The 22138-nt window shown below is 33.7% G+C and carries 23 protein-coding genes and 2 tRNA genes; 5 read left to right on the forward strand and 20 right to left on the reverse strand.

Annotated features, from left to right (window positions below; translation table 11 throughout):
* The gene (rsfS, locus tag DXU93_RS07480; RefSeq protein WP_116880650.1) at positions 1-375 is read right to left on the reverse strand and encodes a ribosome silencing factor; all 375 of its coding nucleotides are present in this window, start codon (positions 373-375) and stop codon (positions 1-3) included.
* Positions 376-439: 64 nt separating this feature from the next.
* Here rsfS and DXU93_RS07485 point away from each other — a divergent pair, with 64 nt between their 5' ends.
* Entirely contained in the window at positions 440-1177 is a 738-nt protein-coding gene (locus tag DXU93_RS07485) for a biotin--[acetyl-CoA-carboxylase] ligase (RefSeq protein WP_116880651.1), read from the forward strand.
* Here DXU93_RS07485 and DXU93_RS07490 read toward each other — a convergent pair.
* On the reverse strand, positions 1174-1389 hold the full coding sequence (locus DXU93_RS07490; RefSeq protein ID WP_116880652.1) for a hypothetical protein: 216 nt from the start codon (positions 1387-1389) through the stop codon (positions 1174-1176). The genes DXU93_RS07485 and DXU93_RS07490 overlap by 4 nt on opposite strands.
* A gap of 99 nt (positions 1390-1488) precedes the next feature.
* On the opposite strand from DXU93_RS07490, the gene DXU93_RS07495 reads away from it, so the two are divergent.
* Entirely contained in the window at positions 1489-2133 is a 645-nt protein-coding gene (locus tag DXU93_RS07495; RefSeq protein WP_116880653.1) for an HD domain-containing protein, read from the forward strand.
* A 72-nt stretch (positions 2134-2205) separates the two neighbouring features.
* Here the strand turns inward: DXU93_RS07495 and DXU93_RS07500 are convergent, their stop codons facing one another.
* The 7 genes from DXU93_RS07500 to proS all read right to left on the reverse strand — a co-directional run bounded on the left by DXU93_RS07500 (position 2206) and on the right by proS (position 7271).
* Entirely contained in the window at positions 2206-3387 is a 1182-nt protein-coding gene (locus DXU93_RS07500) for an OmpA family protein (protein WP_116880654.1), read from the reverse strand.
* A complete protein-coding gene (hemE, locus tag DXU93_RS07505; RefSeq protein WP_116880655.1) occupies positions 3377-4411 on the reverse strand; it encodes a uroporphyrinogen decarboxylase in 1035 nt (344 codons plus the stop codon). The genes DXU93_RS07500 and hemE overlap by 11 nt, the downstream gene beginning before the upstream one ends.
* Before the next feature lie 117 nt (positions 4412-4528).
* Positions 4529-4780 carry a 30S ribosomal protein S20 gene (rpsT, locus tag DXU93_RS07510; RefSeq protein WP_116880656.1) on the reverse strand — a complete coding sequence of 84 codons (252 nt, stop codon included), beginning with the start codon at positions 4778-4780 and terminating at the stop codon, positions 4529-4531.
* Positions 4781-4809: 29 nt separating this feature from the next.
* Positions 4810-4881, reverse strand: a tRNA-Glu gene (locus DXU93_RS07515).
* Between the two features lie 71 nt (positions 4882-4952).
* Positions 4953-5024: transfer RNA gene (locus DXU93_RS07520), tRNA-Glu, on the reverse strand.
* A 90-nt stretch (positions 5025-5114) separates the two neighbouring features.
* Positions 5115-5792: a hypothetical protein gene (locus tag DXU93_RS07525; protein WP_116880657.1), complete on the reverse strand. Its 678-nt coding sequence runs from the start codon at positions 5790-5792 to the stop codon at positions 5115-5117.
* A 9-nt stretch (positions 5793-5801) separates the two neighbouring features.
* The gene (gene proS / locus DXU93_RS07530) at positions 5802-7271 is read right to left on the reverse strand and encodes a proline--tRNA ligase (protein ID WP_116880658.1); all 1470 of its coding nucleotides are present in this window, start codon (positions 7269-7271) and stop codon (positions 5802-5804) included.
* Positions 7272-7415: 144 nt separating this feature from the next.
* Here proS and DXU93_RS07535 point away from each other — a divergent pair, with 144 nt between their 5' ends.
* Positions 7416-8468: a hypothetical protein gene (locus tag DXU93_RS07535; protein ID WP_116880659.1), complete on the forward strand. Its 1053-nt coding sequence runs from the start codon at positions 7416-7418 to the stop codon at positions 8466-8468.
* Positions 8469-8496: 28 nt separating this feature from the next.
* Positions 8497-9972 (forward strand): OmpP1/FadL family transporter, encoded by a 1476-nt coding sequence (locus DXU93_RS07540; protein ID WP_116880660.1) that lies wholly within the window; start codon positions 8497-8499, stop codon positions 9970-9972.
* Here the strand turns inward: DXU93_RS07540 and DXU93_RS07545 are convergent.
* Both DXU93_RS07545 and DXU93_RS07550 read right to left on the reverse strand, forming a co-directional pair.
* Positions 9962-11500, reverse strand: coding sequence for a hypothetical protein (locus tag DXU93_RS07545; protein WP_116880661.1), 1539 nt, complete (start codon positions 11498-11500; stop codon positions 9962-9964). The two genes, DXU93_RS07540 and DXU93_RS07545, sit on opposite strands and share 11 nt — an antisense overlap.
* Positions 11501-11623: 123 nt before the next feature.
* Positions 11624-12574 carry a glucosaminidase domain-containing protein gene (locus DXU93_RS07550; protein WP_116880662.1) on the reverse strand — a complete coding sequence of 317 codons (951 nt, stop codon included), beginning with the start codon at positions 12572-12574 and terminating at the stop codon, positions 11624-11626.
* Between the two features lie 390 nt (positions 12575-12964).
* On the opposite strand from DXU93_RS07550, the gene DXU93_RS07555 reads away from it, so the two are divergent.
* Complete coding sequence (locus DXU93_RS07555; RefSeq protein WP_116880663.1) at positions 12965-14275, forward strand: NAD(P)/FAD-dependent oxidoreductase; 1311 nt, start codon at positions 12965-12967, stop codon at positions 14273-14275.
* A gap of 67 nt (positions 14276-14342) precedes the next feature.
* Here the strand turns inward: DXU93_RS07555 and DXU93_RS07560 are convergent, their stop codons facing one another.
* From DXU93_RS07560 to DXU93_RS07600, 9 genes are all read right to left on the reverse strand, one after another.
* Entirely contained in the window at positions 14343-15965 is a 1623-nt protein-coding gene (locus DXU93_RS07560; RefSeq protein ID WP_116880664.1) for an ABC-F family ATP-binding cassette domain-containing protein, read from the reverse strand.
* Between the two features lie 101 nt (positions 15966-16066).
* Positions 16067-17578, reverse strand: coding sequence for a DEAD/DEAH box helicase (locus tag DXU93_RS07565; RefSeq protein ID WP_116880665.1), 1512 nt, complete (start codon positions 17576-17578; stop codon positions 16067-16069).
* A gap of 166 nt (positions 17579-17744) precedes the next feature.
* Entirely contained in the window at positions 17745-18695 is a 951-nt protein-coding gene (trxB, locus tag DXU93_RS07570; RefSeq protein WP_116880666.1) for a thioredoxin-disulfide reductase, read from the reverse strand.
* A gap of 87 nt (positions 18696-18782) precedes the next feature.
* A complete protein-coding gene (gene rluF / locus DXU93_RS07575; protein WP_116880667.1) occupies positions 18783-19502 on the reverse strand; it encodes a 23S rRNA pseudouridine(2604) synthase RluF in 720 nt (239 codons plus the stop codon).
* A gap of 69 nt (positions 19503-19571) precedes the next feature.
* The gene (locus tag DXU93_RS07580; protein WP_123776081.1) at positions 19572-20000 is read right to left on the reverse strand and encodes a hypothetical protein; all 429 of its coding nucleotides are present in this window, start codon (positions 19998-20000) and stop codon (positions 19572-19574) included.
* Between the two features lie 72 nt (positions 20001-20072).
* Positions 20073-20285, reverse strand: a complete 213-nt coding sequence (locus DXU93_RS07585; protein ID WP_116880669.1) for a hypothetical protein — start codon at positions 20283-20285, stop codon at positions 20073-20075.
* A 412-nt stretch (positions 20286-20697) separates the two neighbouring features.
* Complete coding sequence (locus tag DXU93_RS07590) at positions 20698-21300, reverse strand: short chain dehydrogenase (protein ID WP_116880670.1); 603 nt, start codon at positions 21298-21300, stop codon at positions 20698-20700.
* Between the two features lie 10 nt (positions 21301-21310).
* The gene (locus DXU93_RS07595; protein WP_013871334.1) at positions 21311-21580 is read right to left on the reverse strand and encodes a CBU_0592 family membrane protein; all 270 of its coding nucleotides are present in this window, start codon (positions 21578-21580) and stop codon (positions 21311-21313) included.
* Between the two features lie 44 nt (positions 21581-21624).
* Complete coding sequence (locus DXU93_RS07600; protein WP_116880671.1) at positions 21625-21927, reverse strand: ArsR/SmtB family transcription factor; 303 nt, start codon at positions 21925-21927, stop codon at positions 21625-21627.
* Positions 21928-22138: the final 211 nt, after the last annotated feature.

The following is a 22138-nucleotide window of genomic DNA, read 5'->3' on the forward strand; positions in this document are numbered from 1 at the left end:
TTATTGATTTTCAATCTGACGTTTTTTTCCGTCAGCCCATAAATCTTCTAATTCATAATAATCACGCACATCTTTGTGGAAAATATGTGCCACAACATTTACATAATCAAGCAACACCCACTGAGCGCTGTTTTTTCCTTCCTGATGCCATGGTTTTTCCTTAAGGGTTTTTCTTGTAGCTCTAACAACAGCATTCGCAATACCATCAACTTGTGTGATTGAATCCCCACTTCCAATGATGAAAAAGTCGGTTACTGCATTCTCTACTTCTCTTAAATCGATTACAACAATGTCTTCTGCCTTGTTGTCTTGCATTCCTTCAACGATTACCTCGCAAAGTTTTTCTGCACTTATTTCTTTTACTAAATTTATCATTCTATAATACTTGCTTACAAAGCTAATTAAATTTTAATTTTGGGCTCTCATTTTATACTGTTTCATGCACAATTCAAAAGCACATATTGGTCACAATATAATATTTCTTGAGCGAGTTGATAGTACCAACAACTATGCTGCCAATAGGTTTAAATCTGGTGACATTGGTTCTGGTGCTGTAATTCTGACAGATATACAAACAAATGGCAGAGGTCAAAGGGGAAAAGAGTGGCAATCTGACGCATTTTCAAGTCTGATTGTGAGTGTTGTTGCTGATCTTAATTTATGGAAAATTAACAATATTATATCCCTAAATCATATTGTCGCTTTATCAATTCAAGCCTTTTTGAAAAAATATTCAGAAAATGTGGAGATTAAATGGCCAAATGATCTCATGATTAATGACCGAAAAGTTGCAGGAATTTTGATTGAATCATTTATGAGTTCAAGTCAGAGAACTTCAATTATTGGTTTTGGAATTAATATCAATCAAGATGATTTTAATGTACCTCGTGCCACATCATTGAAAATTGAAACGGGTATTTCTAATAGTCCACGAGAGATGATATACCAAGTTATTGACTGTTTTAATCATTATATTGATTTGTATCATCAGAAAGGGGAGAATTGGGTTTTTGATGAATACAATAAAGAATTATGGAAGTTAAACCAAAACCATTCTTTTGAATTTGATGGGGAAACTGAAGTCGGAAAAATTGTAAAGTCAACCTTATCTGGTGAATTGATTGTTGATTTTAATAACACAGAAAAAGTCTTTCGAAATGGAGAGGTGAAGTATTAATTTATTGAATCAATTCTTAAGCTATCTCTTGCAATATCTAAATCGTATTTTAATATTTCGATATAGCCTTGTTGATACTCAAATTTCTCTTCTAAATCTGTAACTTCTGATTTTAACATTGTGTTTTCTTTCATCAAAAAGATGTTCCATACAATTAGGGCTACAATTAGAAAAGCCATGATTGCGAAAATAGAATTGAATTTAATTGACATTTTGCGTTACAATTTGTGAAATATTAGGGCTAAATTTAAAACTTTTAAACGTATATCGTAGATTTAATTCCTTATTAAAAATGTAATTTAAACAATAGAATGACTGAAGTAATAAAAAGGATTGAAGAGTTGGTTCAAAAGCAATTTGAGAATGAAGGAACTGGACATGATTGGTACCATATTGATCGGGTACGTAAAATAGCGCTAAAAATTAATTCAAAAGAAGGAGGGAATCGAGATATTGTTGAATTAGCTGCTTTACTTCATGATATTTCAGATCATAAATTTAATGGAGGAGATTTTCAAAAAGGAGGAGAGGTGTCACGTCAAATTTTGATGGATTGTCATGTTGATGAAAAAACGATTCAGGCTGTAGTTGATATCGTAAATAATGTTTCTTTTAAGGGGAGTGGTGAGGAAAATAACATCAAATCCATTGAAGGGAAAATTGTTCAGGATGCAGATAGAATAGATGCTGTTGGAGCAATTGGAATCGCAAGAACATTTGCCTATGGAGGCGCTGTTGGTCAGCCAATTTATGATCCTAAAATCGCACCCAAAACCAGTCAAACGAAAGAAGAATATGTTTCAGGAAGAACGCACACTATTAATCATTTTTATGAAAAATTACTCTTGTTAGCCGATCGAATGCATACTAAAAATGGTAGAATAATAGCATTAGAAAGAACAGCCTATATGCAAGATTTTTTAGATCAATTTTATAGCGAATGGAATGTTGATTAATAAAGTTTAGTTCAAAAAAAATACGCCTCGAATTGAAGCGTATTTTTTTTTGTATTTCAAAATTTGAATTGATTAGATCACTCTAAAAGTTACCCTTCTGTTTTTAGCAGCCTTCAAGTTTTCGTCATCACTTTCGTTAATGTATTTTGAGGCAGTTCCGTTTTTACCATCTTCGATGATTAAACGGTCACCATCAATTTCTCTTTCTTCTAATAATTTTTTAACATACTCAGCTCTTCTCATTGATAAAACTTGCTCTGCAGCATTACCAGCTTCTGCATCATCAGAGTGACCTGTAATTTGAATCTTCATGCTTGGATTTTCCTTCATTAAAGATGCAATTTTATCAAGAGTTTTAACACCGTCAACTTTTACATCATATCTTCCTCCAGCATAGAAAATGTTATATTCAGAAATCTTGTCGTTTAAAGTCATGTCTTTTGTGATCTCTGGAGATCTTTGGTAGATTGTAGAAGCTTCTTGTTTAGCTTCGTCACCATAATCACATTCACATGTTTCATTTGGACCTAATAATTGAACTGAGATATCATCAATATAATAGTATGCTGCAATAATCTGCTTTCCTTTGATGTCCCTAGGTTTTCTTGCGCGGTCATTAGTGATTTCTGAATCTTCCGCAAAGTTTCCTATGGTGATATAGCGCTCTTTTCCTGTTGCAACATATTCACCACAAACTAAATCCCAACCATACATTCCATCAAATACCTCTTTTTTAGGATGTTCAACATGTGTTTCAGCTATAATAGCAGGTACTTTATCATCTGTTCCTAATCCTTTTTTAGAAAAATGTGCTCCTAAACGATTGGCAGAATACTTAGAAAGTTCAGCAAGTGAAGCATAAAACTGCACTTTGTAACGCATTCCCTTCTTTAATTTTGTTGTTAATTCTGAAGTTATATAAGTTCTGTTTTCTTTTTCTCTATATGAATAAGCAATGATTCCTGCGTAATTTACACCTGATTTAGCTTCCTCTTTTCCGTAAATGTTTTCTGGAGTCATAACATCAGGTCCATTGGCATCAGCAGAATAAAGATCAGCTCTATCTCCAGAAGCAGATGACCATCCATCAGCTTTTTCAATGTCACCAACACGCCTAATTTTTCTACTCTGAGCATCTTCAAAGCTTGGATTAGCCACCAAGTTTTCGGCCTCTTGTGCCATTACAGATAATGAAAGTAATGCGACTGGTAATGTGAATAACCAACCTTTTAAATTTTTAGTTTTAAATTCCATAGTTTTTTACAGTTTTAATAAATGTTTGTACTTTTTCTGGATTGATGTCAGGATAAACTCCATGACCCAAATTTACAATATGTCTTTTACTTTTGAAACTATCCAACATATTAATTGTCAATTGCTCTATCTCGTTATGAGAGGCATAAAGGGCACAAGGATCTAAGTTCCCTTGAAGTGTTTTTTCTTCACCAACAATTTTTCTGACCTCTGAAGCATTCATATTCCAATCAAGTCCTATCGTATTACAACTTGATTTTGCTAGGTGAGGTAGTGCTGCGTAAGCTCCTTTTGAGAATAAAGTAACGGGAACTTCATTAATTGCTTCAGCAATTTTATTCATGTACTTTAAACCGAATTCAAGGTATTGTTCGTTTCCTAAAATTCCTGCCCATGAATCAAATACTTGGATAATATCTGCCCCGGCTTTTATTTGCATTTTCAAATAACGAATTGTAACATCCGTGATTCTTTCAAGCAAGTCATGTGCCAAAGTCGGATTTTGATACAACATTTTCCTTGAAGCAGAAAATGTTTTTGATCCTCCTCCTTCAATCATATAGCAAAAGATAGTCCATGGTGCACCAGCGAAACCAATTAAAGGCACGCGTCCATTTAATTCTTTTTTTGTGATTTCTAATGCTTCTTTTACATAGCCTAAACGATCTTCAACATTGAAATCGGTTTGACCATATTTTAGTAGGTCACTTTCGTTTTTAATTGTTTTTTCGAAGTAAGGTCCAACTTTTTCAACCATTTGATATTCTAACCCCATTGCTTCAGGGATAACTAAGATATCTGAAAAAATAATGGCAGCATCTACATCGAGATGGTCTACCGGTTGGATGGTAACCTCTGCTGCTAGAGCAGGTGTTTCAACTAATTCCTTAAATCCACTCAAGGAATTTCTAACAGCTCTATATTCTGGAAGAATTCTTCCAGCTTGACGCATTAGCCAAACGGGATATCTTTCAATATCTTCTCCACGGGCTGCTCTTAAAAGTAAGTCATTTTTAATATCCATAGAAACAAAGATAATGATTCATTATGGATAATGGTTGAAGTGGTATTAGAAAAGTTTAAAGCAAAAAAAAAGGAACCTAATTCAATTAGATTCCTTTTTAAAATAAGTTTAAAGATCTTACAATTCAGCAATGTGCATTGCTAATCCAGATTTTAAATTAGCCGCTTTTTTCTTGTGAATGATATTTTTCTTTGCTAATTTGTCTAACATACTTACAACTTTTGGGTATTGCTTTTCAGCTTCTGCCTTGTCAGTTGTCGCACGTAAAACACGAATCGCATTACGCGTTGTTTTGTGCTGGTACTTGTTACGTAAAGCTTTCGCTCTGTCTGATCTTACTCTTTTAAGTGCTGACTTATGATTCGCCATAATTTACTTTTGTTATAATATTTAATAAGTAGCCCATAGGAGAATCGAACTCCTGTTTCCAGGATGAAAACCTGATGTCCTAACCACTAGACGAATGGGCCAATAATTCAAAACGATATTTGAAACTTAAAAACTGTAAAAAGTTATACTCGTTTGTATAACTTTTTACTTGTAGCCCATAGGAGAATCGAACTCCTGTTTCCAGGATGAAAACCTGATGTCCTAACCACTAGACGAATGGGCCGTTGTTTTGTTTTTAAGTATTTCAAATAATCGGAGTGCAAATATACGTACAGTTTGGATAACCACCAAGCTTTTTTTGAAAAAAAATCAATTATTTTTTATTGATTTCTGCTTCGAACTTGAATCCCAGTCTTTTACCTGTTGAAATTTCTTGTGCATTTGTTATGGTTTTTATTTGATGAACATTTACAACGCTTACTTTATCAAAAGGCGGAGTTTGTAAATCAAAGTTTGCAGCATGTTTAACAGATATCTCAAAGATGGATTTCATACTTTCTTTATCGAATATATTTGATCGTAGATTTCTGAAGTAATAAGATAATTCCCCTTTTCCTTCTATTATAAAGTGTCTGTCCTTATTGATAAAGATTCTACCGATTAAATATCCTGCATCTTTTAATCGCGTATGCAAAAAAGAATCTGCTAGAAAATTATAAATATTAATGACCCCAAAGTATCCTAGGTTCTTGTCTTCTTCTATATACGAGTTTTTCCAAATCGGATGGTTATCGGGGAAGGTAAATACATTACTGTGCATGTTAAAGACCAATACATCACTTCCTACATAAGCGTGTGTTTCAAAGTCTCCATTGTAGTCAAACTTCAAACGTACACGCTCATCAGGAATTTTTACACGGAAATCAATTAATTCGTGTTCTATCAATTCTCTAAATTCCTTGTAACATTCAAGAGTAGTTTTGTAAACTTCCTGTTTGAGAACGGACTTTGATTTTAATAATTCTACGATACTATTGTTTTCCTTTTTCATTCTGGTCTTTTAATATGCTTTTGCAAACAATACTCTTTGAGTTGATGGTTTCCCACTATATATACAAGTCCCTTCTTCCTTGACACTGTCTAATGGAATACATCTTATGGTTGCTTTGGTTTCTTCTTTAATTTTTAATTCAGATTCTTTTGTCCCATCCCAATGAGCTGAGATAAATCCTCCTTTTTCATTCAATACTTTTTTGAATTCTTCATAAGTATCAACAGAAGTTGTCTTTTCTGCCCTGAATTCTTTGGCTCTATTGATTAGGTTGTCTTGAATGTCATTAAGGAGCTTTTCAATATAATCCTCAATTCCATTCCAGTCAACAACTTCTTTTGTTTTGTTATCACGACGTGCAACTTCAGCTTTTTGATTTTCTAAATCCCTAGGTCCGATAGCCACACGTACAGGAACTCCTTTAGCTTCGTATTCTGCAAACTTCCAACCTGGACGTCTGTTTTCATCATCATCAAATTTTACTGAGATTCCTTTTTCTGATAATGCTTGTTTTAATGCGTCTACTTTTTCTGTAATCGCTGCAAGTTGTTCTTCTGTTTTAAATATAGGAATAATTGCTACTTGTATAGGTGCTAATTTTGGAGGTAAGACTAAACCTTCATCATCTGAATGCGTCATAATTAATCCTCCAATTAATCTTGTAGAAACTCCCCAAGATGTCGCCCAAACATGTTCTAATTTACCTTCTTTGTCTGCAAATTTAACATCAAATGCTTTTGCGAAATTTTGACCAAGGAAGTGTGAAGTTCCTGCTTGAAGTGCTTTTCCGTCTTGCATCAAGGCTTCAATACAGAAAGTCTCTATCGCACCTGCGAATCTTTCAGCTTCTGTTTTCGTTCCTTTGATCACCGGCATTCCCATGTATTGCTCTGCAAAGTCAGCATAAACATGTAGCATTTGCTCAGCCTCTTTGATTGCTTCTGCTTCTTTAGCGTGAGCTGTATGTCCTTCTTGCCATAAAAACTCAGATGTTCTTAAGAATAATCGAGTTCTCATTTCCCATCTTACAACATTGGCCCATTGATTTATTTTTAATGGTAGATCTCTATAAGATTGAATCCAATTTTTGAAAGAATTCCAAATGATCGTTTCCGATGTTGGTCGAACAATTAATTCTTCTTCCAATTTTGCATCTGGATCAACAGAAAGTTTTCCGTCCTCAGTATTCTTTAATCTATAGTGTGTAACAACTGCACATTCTTTAGCAAAACCATCAACATGTTGTGCTTCTTTATTAAGGTATGATTTTGGAATGAATATAGGGAAGTAAGCATTTGAATGACCAGCTTTTTTGAATTTATCATCCAAAATACTCTTCATATTTTCCCAGATCGCATAACCATATGGTTTAATGACCATGCATCCACGTACATCTGAATGCTCAGCTAGATCAGCTCTTTCAATAATTTCATTATACCACTTGGAATAATCATCAGCGCGTTTAGTATATTTTGCCATTTTTCGGAACAGTTTTTGTTATATTATTCTTAATATTTAATGTGACTCAAATAAATATTGTTCTTAGAGATAAAGACAAAAATAAGAACTCAATTTGGATATTCTTTAAATATGTTGTAAGTTTAATCAAAATCTAAAGGAATTATGAAAACATCTATAAAATATCTTATACCAATCGTTTTAGGAGGAATTCTTGCTTCTTGTTCGAATTCTAGTTATATATCTGAAAATGACGTGTATATGCAGGCCCCTACGAAACTGGATTTAAATGAAGATCAAGATGATATTACTTCGTTTAATGCTTTCAAAGCGCGTCAAGAAGGATTGTTTCAAGACGAATACATGGATCCAAGAGCCAATCCAGTTATGATAAGAAATCAATTTGCCTTAAGGGCATCTTATATGCCTTTTGGAATGATGTTTTATAATCCTACGAATTTTCATGGAATGTCTAACCGCTTTTATTTTGGAAGTGGTGTTATATATACTGGTCATGGAATGGGGCTAACAGGAATGTATGGAAATCCATATAATTCTCCTTTTGGAGGTTATGATTTTGCATGGAATAATAACTATTACCCATACGGTACTGGTTACTACAACGGTTGTCCAAACTATGGTTATTATGGTGGTGGTTATGCTACAAATAATGCATATCAAAGTTCGGTAGGAAATGTTTATTATGGACCACGTAATTCTATGACCTCAAGTTCAAGAAGGTCAAGTTTTACATCAGCTCAAAGTATAGGGCAGAAAAGTGCTGCACAATCAAATCATATAATTTCTAGAAATACAACGGTTTCTAAAAGTACAATTGAGAAAAGAAATGCTGGAGGTAGAGACTATACGAGTAGTGTTGAACGCAATACTTCTAATTCTGGTTTGGTATCAAGTGCTAGTAGAAGAACTGGGACAGCAATTTCTAATAGTCAAAGAAATTCAAGTACATATTCGCCAAGTTCATCAGCTAGAAGATCTGGAATATCTACAACTTCTGTATCAAGAACTACACCATCTGGTAGTTCGACTAGACAAGGAACAACAGCTACTCCAAGTAACAGAGGTGTGAATACAAGGACGAGTTCTCCTCGTGTACAGCAAAGTACATCAAGACAAGGATCTTTTAGTACATCATCAAGAAGTAGTTCTTCTAGGGGCAGCGGTTCGTCTTCATCTTCATCATCAAGAAGACGTTAATTTTAAGGTTCAAGACTTTATTTGAAATATGAGATTTTTATTCTTTTGTTTGGCAAATCTACTTTTGTCAGTGAGCGTTTTTGCTCAAAATGAAAATGATGTTTTACGATACAGCACAACTGATGTGTTTGGATCTGCAAGATTTGAAGCGATGGCTGGATCCTTTGGTGCTTTAGGAGCAGACTTTAGTGCAATACAAATTAACCCAGCGAGTATGGGGAGATTTTCTTCCTCTAAAGTTTCTATAAGCTTTAATAATAGTTTTATACAAACTAATTCTACTTACAATGACACCAGGGCTAGCGCTGAAGATAATAAATTTACAGTTGGAAGTGTTGGGGCTGTTTTTACCACAGATCTTAGCAAAACAAATACGGGTAAAAAATTCGGACAACTTTCAATAGGATATACACGATTAAAAAATTTCCATAATACAAAAAGATACGAAGGTCAAAACTTCTATTCTCTTCTTGATGTATTTGCCAATTCAGGATATGGAATTGATCCACAATTTATTTATACTGATAGACCTTTTACAACAGGTCTGGCCTATGACGTGTATGCTATTGATTATCTAAGTATGGAAGATGGATATGCCTCGCGCTTAACCGATGGAGATATGTATCATAATCGTGAGATTAATACAGGAGGAGGTATTGGAGAATTTCACATCGGATATTCTGAAAACTATAGGAATAAATTGTATTACGGAGCTAGTCTAGGAATTCGTAGGATTAAATATGATGAGAGTTACAACCATAATGAGACTTTACTCGATACTGTTGGAACGACTTTACAATCATTTAACTATACCTATGATCAGGTTACTAGAGGTTTAGGTGTGAATTTAAAGTTGGGTTTGATTTATTTACCAACAGACCAGTGGAGATTTGGACTCGCATTTGAATCGCCAACTATGCTTAACCTCGAAGATGAGTGGACTGCAGATATGACTGCTACACATGATTATGGCGTAGAGACTATTGCTGCTGAATATGTTCCAACTGGATATTATGAATATCGTATGAAAACACCTATGAAATTGAGAGGTTCATTTGCATACACCTTTTTAATGCGCGGAGCCATCAATGTTGATTTGGAAATGTCCAGATTACCTGGAGGAAAACTGAGGGCTGATGAAACTTATGACTTTAGTGGTTATAATTTTTCTTACGAAAATGAAGAAGTTCAAATGCAATTTAGGACCGTTTTGAATACTAGAGTAGGAGTTGAGTATATGGTGTATAAAGATCTCTTCCTTAGAGGAGGAATTGCTGTTTTACCACAACCCTATAAGGAAGAAATTGGTAATGTCATGACGCCAAACATGACTTATTCTGGTGGAATAGGTTGGGATAATCAAATGTTTGCTGTCGATTTTAGTTATAGACTACTTAGGCTTCAAAGTGACTATTATGCTTTTGATGCTAGTAAAATTGAAAATAAAACTGAATTTGTTACTGATATACACAATTTTGTACTCACTGCTAGGTTTAAGTTTTAATCTTAGCAGCAACAACTTCAGAAAACTTCTGATTCGAAATTTTTGATTTTAACCAAGATAAAATGTCGATATAGTCTAAAATTACATTTTCATTTTCATTCTCGTTCTCCAACAATTGCTGAATTTGATCAAGGGTTTCTTTATAAATGTCTATTGTATCAATAGGTGTTAATGTTTTAGCAAGTTTTTTAATTTGCTTAATGAACACATTTTCAATTTGATGATCTCTTTTTGTTTTGTTTAAATAACGAATTGCTGAGTTAGAAGTGTATTCTAAGTATTCAAAATTACCTAACTCATAATGTAATAGCAAGTTAAGAATTCTAGCAAAACTATATATGTCTTGTCTTAATTGTTGTTCATTATCATTAAGGATTTCATTTAAGAACTGTAGTGATTTTTTATATTCTGCATTCCCAAAGTATGTATATGCTGTGCTGAAATAGAATTTTATTCTTTGTTCTTTACTCGATCTTTCAATTAATTCATCATTTTCAGAAAATCCGCTCTCAAGTACCTCTAAAGCTTTTTCAAACATACCTTGAGAACAATATAAATTCATTTGATCTGACAATAAAATGTTGTTAATTCTCAATGTTAAATGAAGGGAATTGAATCCTTTTTTACCTTTTAAATCTTTGATTTGATTGATCATTTCTTGAGCCATCTCAAAATCATTCGCGTTGATATAGCTTTGCATTAAATGAAATAAGGTTAAAACATAACGCTGACCTAAATCAATTTTAATTTTAGGATGGCTGTCTAATATATCCCGCACGCGATTAAACTTAACTTGACTTAATTCAAAGTTTCTATTTGTTGCAGCACATAATCCTTGGATGTAATAACAAATTGAAGCCGCTCGTGTTGAAAGTGCAGTATTTTTTCCTTTTATTAAATGATGATTTTCAATTTCCTTAACTGTATTTCTTTCTTCTTCGTTCTTGGTAAATCCATCACTTCTAAAAACAGAATTAATGCGAGAGTACAAGATATGGTATTCAGCCAGATTTCTTAATTTCTCAATAATTTCAGCTTCTTCTTTAATTATATTGTTTAGATCTACATCAAATTCACCAGATTCGTAAGATTCTTCAGTTAACACCTTGTCCCATGAAATTAATTCAATAGCAAAATAAAACTCTTCGTTTTCTCTTGCCATTTTCTTGGCGCGTTTTAGAAACTTTTTAGCCTCCTTGTGAAGGGCTTTATTGTAAAGAAGTTCAATGTTCTTGATTTCCTGTTTTAGAATACTTGAAATTGATTGCTCACCATAAAACTGACGTAAACTTTTTAAAATCAATTTGTATAAATGATTTTTTTCAGAAGGAAGATGTTTGATAAACCTCTCTTTCTTGAAATGATTTTTTAACGCTGCTTCGTCATAAGTTGACTGAGTATCAATGTAATCAAATAGTTTGAAATAATTTTTTTCACCAGATTGAATAGAAGACGAAAGTTTGAAAAATCTCTTTTCAGACTTTGTAAGCGATTTTATTAAATGAAATAATTCATTACTAGGCTTCATATACAGTTAGTTTATTTCTATAATACGAAATTAACACTTTTCAATGAAGTACTAAATAAAAAATTGCTTTTTAAGTCCAGTGTCTTAGATTTTACTTTTGTGTACGAGCAAAAAAATATTTTTTTATTTAGAAAGTGCGATACTTCCTTTGTTTTGCGTTTTGTGCTCTAGCAAAGAAGATAGTTGAATTCCATGTTCTTGCGCAATAATCCATAATTCTTTATTCTGTTTTATGTCTTGAAAAACAACATCACTTTTGATTTTTTTACGTTTACGCATAATGTAAACTTTGTCACCTTCTTTCAGAACATCTTTGTGAGGTGGAAAATCATTCCATCTGTTCATTTGACGTAAACTGTACCCAAATTCTTTAGCAATTAGATAAAAAGTATCGTTTTTACCAGCAATAACATATTTTGTACGGTTATTGTTTTTGTATACTTTACGTTGTGCAGTTACTTCAGCAACGTTTGTTGTTTCTTGAGTCGTTGTTTTTATTTCAGAACCAGTTGGAGTTTCTTTATTTTCAATTTCATTTTGATTATTTTCTACAATCCAGTCACTCGTCGCAAGAACATCATATTGATCAAGGTTATATCTTTCAATTAAATCAATCAATCGTTTTGGGTATTTTGGATTTGTAGCGTAACCAGCATCTTTTAATCCATGAGCCCATGCTTTATAATCGGTGATTTCTAATTCAAAAAGTGAGGCATAACGTGAACGAGAGGTTAAGAATTTACTGTGGTCCTCATAAGACTGAGCGGCATTGTCATACTTTCTAAAGCATTCATTTTTTTTATCGTCATCTTTATAGATTGTTTTTCCTTTCCAGTCGTGGCACTTAATACCAAAATGATTGTTTGCTTCTACAGCTAGGGTTGAGTTTCCAAAACCACTTTCTAGAATTCCTTGTGAAAGCGTAATACTCGCTGGAATTCCATGGGAAAGCATTTGATTCATCGCTACATCTTTCCATTTTTGGATATAGTCTTCTAAGCTTGTCTTGGTGTTGTTTGACAATGCTGAAAAAGAAATAAAAATCAATGTTGTGAATGCAATTAATCTGGTCATTGTTCTCGCTTTTATTTTAGTATAACGAGAGTTATTAACAATGGTTACAATTATTGTTGAAAACTCATTATTTTTTTGTTGATAAGCTAGATTTGTCTATCAAATATTAGCTGAACTACTTAGGAGTTTATTGATCAATACCTTAACGCTGCCAATCGGAAGTCTTTTTATTCCCTAACCAGCTCTTTATTTTTTGCGCTGTATTGGAACGCGGTCCCGAAAACTTTCGGGAACGCAGATCTCCGAACGCGGATATAAGCAGATTTTATAGGTGTTTTAGTGTGGGGAGAAAATCGCTAAAAAATCTTGGATTAATTAACAATCTTCAATTGCTTTAGCCCTCGTAAATGAGTAAATTTAGTGTTTAAATGTACACGTGAAATTGAGAAGATGAAAGTTGAGAATAATAAAAATACCATTCGTTTACCTGAAACAGAATTGCCCCGTATCGTTGTATTAGGAGGTGGGTTTGCAGGTTTGTCTTTAGCCAAGAAGTTTAAAAATCAAGATGTCCAGTTGGTTGTTCTTGATAAAAATAACTTTCATCAATTTCAGCCCTTATTGTATCAAGTTGCTACTTCTGGGATTGTGCCTGACAGTATTGCGTTTCCGTTTCGAAAACAATTTAAAACCTACAATAATGTCTACTTTAGAATGGCAAATGTGGAGCGCATTGATAAGGAAACGAAATGTGTGTACACAGACATTGGGATGGTGGCTTACGATTATTTAATCATTGCAACGGGAAGTGATACCAATTTCTTTGGTTTAGAAGATGTACAAATGCACAGTTTAGGTATGAAATCCATTCAAGAGGCATTAGATATTCGAAGTTTATTGCTTCAGCGATTTGAAAAGGCAGTTGTTACAGATGATGATGAATTAAGAAATGCACTTACCAATTTTGCAGTTGTTGGAGGAGGTCCAGCTGGGGTGGAGACAGTAGGTGCAATTGCCGAGTTTAAAAAATACATTTTACCGAAAGATTATCCTGATTTGGATACGTCGATTATGACGATTTATTTAATTGAATCTAATGAACGTTTATTGAGTGGTATGTCTGATAAAGCTTCAAAAAACGCGATTAAATATCTTGAAGATTTGGGGGTGAAGGTACATCTCAAAACACGTGTAACTTCCTACGATGGAGAAAATATTAAAACGGCAGATGATCAGCATTTTAAAGCCAAAAGTATGATTTGGACAGCTGGTGTGAGGGGAAATGTTCCTGAAGGAATTGAGGAAGATAGTTTGGCCCGTGGAAATCGACTTGTTGTCAATGAATATTCTGAAGTAAAAGGCTGTTCTGATGTTTATGCTATAGGAGATATTGCTTCGATGTCAACAAAAGATTACCCGAATGGACACCCTATGGTTGCTCAAGTTGCCATTCAGCAAGGAGATCTTTTGGCGAAAAACATTTTGAATAAATGGAAAGGGAAGGAACTTGAAAAGTTTGTATATAATGACAAAGGTTCGATGGCAACTGTTGGGAAGAAAAAAGCAGTTGCAGATATTGGTCGATTCAAGTTTGGTGGATACTTTGCATGGTTATTATGGTCTGTGGTTCATTTGATGTCAATTAGTGGATTCAAGAATAAGCTTTTCGTTGGAATCAACTGGATATGGAGTTACTTTACCTATGATAAAGGAAATAGATTGATCATGAGGAGATATAAGAAATCAAAACGATTAGATTAAGCACAAAAAAAAGGATAACTCAATAAGAGCTATCCTTAATATTTATTGTGGAGCATTGAGCTTTCTATTATGCGTATAATTCTTCTTGTTGCTGTGCGATTTTTTCATCTTTCAAATACTCATCGTAAGGCATTAATTTATCAATCATACCGTTTGGTGTGATTTCGATAATTCTATTGGCTACAGTTTGTACAAGTTCCTGGTCATGAGAAGTAAACATGATGATACCTGGGAAATCTTTCATACCATTATTTAAAGCAGTAATCGATTCAAGGTCAAGGTGATTTGTTGGCTCATCCATCATGATTAAGTTCGCTTTCGCCATCATTAATTTAGAAAGCATACATCTCACTTTTTCCCCTCCAGAAAGTACTTTTGCACTTTTCAAAGCTTCTTCTCCTGAGAATAACATACGACCTAAGAAACCTCTTAAATATACTTCTTCTCTTTCTTCATCTGTTTGAGCATAAGTTCTTAACCAATCCACTAAACTTTCGTCTTTCTGGAAATATTCATGGTTTTCATTTGGTAAGTATGCAGAAGTAATCGTTGTACCAAATTTAAATTCACCTGTTTTAGCTTCTTTATTTCCACTCAATACTTCAAAGAAAGCTGTTAAAGCTTGCGAATTCTTAGAAATAAAAGCGATTTTATCATTTTTCCCTACGTTGATGTTAATGTCTTTAAACAAAGTTTGTCCATCTTGCTCGTAAGATAAATTAGTAACGTGAAGAACTTGATCTCCAGCTTCTCTTTCTTGTTCGAAAACAATTCCAGGATATCTTCTTGAAGAAGGTTGAATCTCATCCAAATCTAACTTCTCAATTAATTTTCTTCTACTTGTTGCTTGCTTAGATTTAGAAGCATTTGCAGAGAAACGAGAAATAAAGTCTTGTAATTCTTTCTTTTTATCTTCAGCTTTCTTGTTTTTATCTGCACGTTGACGAGCTGCCAATTGTGAAGACTTATACCAGAAAGTATAGTTACCTGTGAATAAGTTAATTTTAGAATAATCGATATCACAAATATGCGTACATACAGTATCCAAGAAGTGACGGTCGTGAGAAACTACTATTACCGTATTTTTAAAGTCAAGTAAGAAGTCTTCCAACCACTCAATTGTTTTTAAATCTAAATCATTGGTAGGCTCATCGAGTACCAATAAATCCGGATTTCCAAATAAAGCTTGGGCAAGAAGTACACGTACTTTCAAAGCATTTGGAATATCTTTCATTAAAGAATTGTGCATTGATTCATCAATTCCCAAACTAGAAAGCATTGTTGCAGCATCAGTTTCTGCGTTCCATCCTTCCATGTCAGCAAATTCTGCTTCCAATTCAGAGGCTTTCATTCCGTCTTCATCTGAGAAATCTGGTTTTGCATAAAGGGCATCCTTTTCAACCATAATTTCAAAAAGACGTTGGTGTCCTCGAATTACAGTTTGAAGTACTTCGTATTCATCAAATTCGAAGTGATCCTGCTTTAAAACCGCCATTCTTTTTCCTGGTTCCAATGCGACCTGACCTTTTGTAGGATCTTGATCTCCAGTTAAAATCTTTAAAAATGTTGATTTACCAGCACCGTTGGCACCAATAACACCATAACAATTACCCTGTGAAAACTTTAAGTTTACTTCGTCAAACAAAACGCGTTTTCCAAATTGAAGTGTTAAATTATTAACTGAAATCATATTTATTGTAATTCTAAATTTTATGCAAAGTTACATTTAAAAAATTCATTTCCACACTTTGCATTTGGAAATGAGATTATTGGGCTTGTCGTTAAACAATTTTATTCATCGTCAAGGTTTGCACGTAATTTCTGACGCAATTGACGGTTATATGTTTCCATTAAATACTTGAAGTAATTTCGAGTACTCTTGGCAATACATTTAGTATATTGTTTTAATCTGTTTTCTATGTGTTCTTGAAGTGCTTCTTGCATTTCTAATCCATCATAAAAGTCCTCTGCTTTATTATAAATGGCTTGGAAATGGTTTTCAACAGAATCTTCAACGGCTTGTTTTCCTTTAATTCCTCTGTCGATGTAATCTTCATAAACTTCTTTCATTTTGAACTTATCCAAAACTTCAGTGTCTACTTTTTCTCGAATATGTTTTGGTAGCCTGTAAGCCGCCTCAAACATGATATCTTCTTGTTCTGTTAGTCGAGCTTCGAGGAATCTGTCTGGGAATTTAAAAGCATCATTCCAATTGATGTAGTCTTGCCATAGTCCGAATCGACGTACGTTATTCCCTAAATCAATTAATTTGAAAATATCTTTATTCGGAAGCTTTCTTGATCCACGACCAATCATCTGATGATATAAAGTCAACGATCGTGTTGCTCTATTTAAGATAATTGTTTCTACCGTTGGTTCATCAAATCCAGTAGTTAAAATTCCTACAGAAGTTAAGATGGCATTTGGCGTTTCCTTAAACCATTTCAAAATATCCTTTCTGTCTTTATCTGAGAATGTACTGTCGAGGTGACGAATTTTATATCCTCTTTTAAGGAAAGTTTCTTGAACACGGATACTTGTTTCAATACCAGAGTTGAAAATCAAAGTTTTGGAATTTACCGCAACTTCTTCATAAGCAAAAAGTAATTTTTCTTGCATGAAGTAATTCCCATAGACTTGTTCAGAACTACTTACCGTAAAGTCTCCATTTGATCCAATTTTTAATCCATGAAGGTTTACATCGTATGTAAATGTTTCTGCGTTGGCAAGGTAACCACTTTCAATTAAGGAAGAAATGCTTTCACCAACTTTTAATTTATCATAATGATCATTTAAAGGAAGCGCTTTATTTGAACTTAAAGGTGTTGCAGTAACTCCTAGAATATTGGCTTGTAAATAGTATTGGAATATTTTTCTAAAACTATTATAGTGTGCCTCATCGACAATCACCAATCCAACATCTTTAATGAAATTTTCATCATCTTGTAGACGGTTGTTCAAGGTTTCAACCATTGCAATAAAGCAATTGTATTCATCTTGGTCATCTAAAGTTTTTACTTCACTATTGATGATTTTGTTGTTAATACCAATGGCTTTTAATTGTTTAGCTGTTTGCACAGACAACTCAATTCGGTGAGTGAGTATCAATACTTTCTTTTTCCAAGTTTCAATGTAATTTTTCGTTATTTCAGAGAAAATTACTGTTTTTCCACCTCCTGTTGGAAGTTGGAAAAGTAGGTTGAAATCTGTTCCATTTTCTTTTAGTTCCGCAATTATCTGATCCACTGTTCTTTGTTGGAACGGATAAAGTGTTTTTGGTTCAAAAAGGGCTTCGTCTATCATATGTTGAATATCTCAAAAATTGGGGTACAAAAATACGCCCTTTTTCGAGAACAAAAAAATAATACGCTATATTTTACTGTTTAATTGGATATTTGCGGATTTAAGCCAAAAAAAAGGCAGCTCATAGTGAACTGCCTTTGATCTCTTATATAAGTATGTTTTATGCTTAACCTTCTAACGCTGCAAGGTAACGCTCTGCATCTAAAGCTGCCATACATCCTGTTCCAGCTGCTGTTACTGCTTGTCTGTAAACATTGTCCGCTGCATCTCCTGCAACAAAAACTCCTTTTACATTTGTTAATGAAGTACCTGGTTTTTCATATTTTACATAACCTGTTTCATCAAGGTTGATGTATTCTTTGAAAATGTCAGTATTTGGTTTGTGTCCAATCGCCACGAAGAATCCAGTACAAGGAATTTCTTTCGTTTCTTTTGTTTTGTTGTTGATTACGCGAACACCTGTAACACCCATATCATCACCTAAAACCTCTTCAGTTTCAGTATTCACTAATATCTCGATGTTTTCTGTATTTCTTACACGGTCTTCCATAATTCTAGAAGCACGGAATTCGTCACGACGAACCAACATTGTCACTTTCGAACATAATTTTGAAAGGTAATGTGCTTCTTCACATGCTGTATCTCCAGCACCAACAATTACAGTTTCTTGGTTTTTATAGAAAAATCCATCACAAACTGCACAAGCAGAAACTCCACCACCCATTTTTAGGTATTTTTGTTCTGATTCTAATCCTAAATACATTGCTGAAGCACCTGTAGAAATGATTACTGTTTTTGCATGAATTTCTGTTCCATCATCTGCCCAACATTTGTGAACATCTCCTGAAAAATCAACCTTCTTAATGAAGCCTGGACGAACTTTTGTATTAAATCGTTCCGCTTGAGCTTTCAATTGATTCATCATGTCTGGTCCTGTAACTCCTTCTGGATAGCCAGGGAAGTTTTCAACTTCGTTTGTCGTTGTTAATTGTCCTCCAGGTTGTAATCCTTCATACATAATTGGTTCCATATCTGCACGTGCAGCATAAATTGCAGCTGTATAACCAGCAGGTCCTGAACCTATAATTAAACAGTTTGTATTTTCTATTTTACTCATTTCTTTGTCAAATTTTAGATTGTCAAATTTAATAAATTTTTCGTTTTAAATTTGTATCAAATGTCTCCTTTAAATTGTAAGGCTAGTTTAATTTGTTTTTGATGAATTACCGATTAAATCATTTAAACGTTCCAATTCTTGTTGGGTAAGATAACGCCATTCTCCAACAGGAGTGTCAAGGCGGATGTTCATTATTCTTACACGTTTTAAGGCTGTTACTTCATAATCGAAATATTCACACATTCTACGTATTTGCCTGTTCAAGCCTTGTGTTAGAATGATTTTAAACATTCTTTTATTCAATTGTTCAACAAAACATTTATTGGTTATGGTATCTAAAATAGGAACTCCATTTCCCATTTTATCAATAAATTCTTGTGTAATTGGTCGGTCAACGGTAACAATATATTCTTTCTCATGATTGTTGTTGGCACGTAAAATCTTGTTTACGATATCTCCGTCATTGGTCAATAAAATCAATCCTTCACTGGGTTTGTCTAATCGACCAATTGGAAAAATTCGTTCTGGATAATTCATGAAATCGATGATGTTGTCTGGCTCTACACGCGTATCTGTTGTACACACGATTCCAACAGGTTTGTTTAAGGCAATGTAAATGTTTTCTTTGTCTTTGTTGTCAACATTTTTCCCATCCACAGCGACCACATCACCGGGCTGTACTTTTGTCCCCATTTCCGGAACAGTTCCATTAATTGTTACTCTATTTTGTTCAATTAACTTATCAGCAGCTCTTCTTGAACAATAACCAGCTTCACTTAAATATTTATTGATGCGCGTTTCTTTCATATTGCAAAGATATGAATTAGAAGTAAATCTACTTGCTGTTTTTAGAAAGAGAAAAGGGGAGAGGTGGGCTTATTTGAGATTGATTTTATGATACACTCCGTCAGCACCGTTTTTGCCTAAAAGTATTTTGTGCTCGCCATCAAAAGTTGCTTTGAATTGGTCGGTAGTATTTTGTCCATAAGCAGAAAATAAAGGAGCAGCAATTCTTCTTTCACTGATAGTAAACTCATAGTTAGAGCTTCGCTTGATATTTTTGACGAATTGATCTCCTTCTTCCATAAAAAGCTGAACATATTTGTTGTCATTCAATTGAATGATTTCACCATACAGTTCTCCGTTATCTTTCTTTTTAATTTCAAACTGTATTTTATCCGTGATTCCACTTCTGTTTAAGCGCCATTGACCCAAAAATTGATCTTTATCTATTTTATTCATCTTCGATGTCTCGCAACTCATTAAAGTGGCTACGATAATAAATAAGGAAAGTATATTTTTCATTGGATATTTCAATTGCGTTAGTCTATTGTAATCAAGGGTGATTGATGGTGAGACAAATATATTAAGATTTATTTAGCCTTTAATTAATGTTACAATAGAATATTTCCTTTCTACTTCATCTCCTGCTTTACTCATCACCAAATCTGATAATTGATGGGATGACTCCATTTTTAGATTGGATTTAGCAATTAGTTTTTCAATTTCCTTTAACTCATACAATTTAAATCGATCACCAACAAATGGAAGAGGTCCCCCAAAAAACTGGAGAAAAACCTTAAGTATCATTAAATCAATAATATAAATAAAACGACATGTACGTAATGGAGAAGTAATGTCTTAGAATCAGTGAAATCGACATCAGACTGGTGAAAGCCCTTATAAATGGGCGGTCATTGTGATAGTGAATGATAATCAACCAGTGTAAATGAGAAATGCACGCACACTTTCGAGTCTGCAACCCCCCAAAATCATCTTTCAAAAATAAGGTATTAAACCGCTTTCCCCATACGTTCGGCAAGCTCAGTACAGGTAGGGAAATCCTGATCCGTCAACATGGTGTTATTCATTTCTTGATTGTTTTTTAAAGGAATTCATGAGAACTTCGTTGTTCAGCGTTGGCCAACTTAGCGAAGCGATCTCACAACCGAAGGGCGTAATCGGCACGCCGAAGACTTAGTTATTGGCAACAGGCTTTTTTTTAGTCGTAGATTCTAATTATTTCACCATTTCCTTTTCCGTTTACACTTCTTACATATCCGTTAATTACTTTTTTCATTGGTATCGGATTGTGCCCTGGGAAATATTCTTTGTATTTTTCATAAGCATCTTCCACCATTCCAGAAGAAACAACATTTACTCTAATTCCGTTTTCAATTTCAAGCGCAACAGCTTGCACAAAACTATGAATTCCGCCATTTACCATTGATGCACTTGTTGTTTTTACTACAGGGTCATCTGCTAAAATTCCTGTGGATAAAGTAATTGAACCATTTGAATTTAAATAATTCTGTCCGATTCGTACAAGATTAACTTGTCCCATTAATTTACTTTTCAGTCCGATATAATAATCGTCTTCAGAAAGCTTATTGAAATCGTCCCATTTTGCTTCTCCAGCGATACAAATTATAGCGTCTACTTTTCCAATCTTTTCAAACATTGACTTTATCGAACTACTATCAGCAATATCAACAGTGACGTCTCCATTGGTTCGTCCAGCGATTAAAATTTCGTTCTTTTCATTAAAATGTGAAACAACAGTTTTTCCTATTGTTCCATTTCCTCCAATTATTAAAATTTTCATTGTTTTAATTTTAAGTTAAACATTTAGTCTTGTTGCATTTCTCTTTTTTATTTCTTGACTTATATATCGTTAAAGTTGCAATGACGCTCCAAAGTAAATTAGTTACAAATGGTGGGATTGCATTATAGTAATAACAGTTTATGGCTATTAAAAGACCTCCGAGTAAGTTTAAATACTTACCATAATCTAAATACTTTTTATTTTCAATCAGGGTTAGGGCATAGGCAAGGATTATTAATCCTGAACCAGACCAACCTAAAATGTCAATTAATAATTTCATAGTTTGTTATATTGCGAAATATCGATATGTGATTGCAAATTTTTTTATGTTAAAAAATCAGTAAACTCCTTAATTGTCTTTTCATTCCTTTTTAAGTAAGACCATTTTCCGTGTCTTGTTGATATTAAAAGTCCGCACTTTTCCATATTAGTTAGATAAGTTGAAATTGTTGATTGTGATAATCCTGCTTTTTCTTGAATATAAGTAACGCAAACACCATCATTAAAATGTTTTAAGGTCTCGTGTGGTGGGAAATGTCTCTCTGGTTCTTTCAGCCATTCCATAATCTGAAACCTTGTTTGATTAGATAAACATTTTCCTATTTCTGTTGCTGTTTTCAAATTCATACTGCAAACATATTGATAAATCTCGATATATAAAAGTGAATGCGCGTTTTTGTTTGAAGTTCGATGTGTTTTTAGCTTGTTGCCAACGTTTAGTATATGCAAAGTAGGCGATTGCGGGCTTCAAACTTATCAAACCGAGATGAAGTTGAAGCGAGCTACAACCGTTGAATTTACTGCTATTTCGCCTATTTTGTATATACATTGTTAGCGG

This window comes from Brumimicrobium aurantiacum, assembly GCF_003402975.1.
Taxonomy (GTDB): Bacteria; Bacteroidota; Bacteroidia; order Flavobacteriales_D; family Crocinitomicaceae; genus Brumimicrobium; species Brumimicrobium aurantiacum.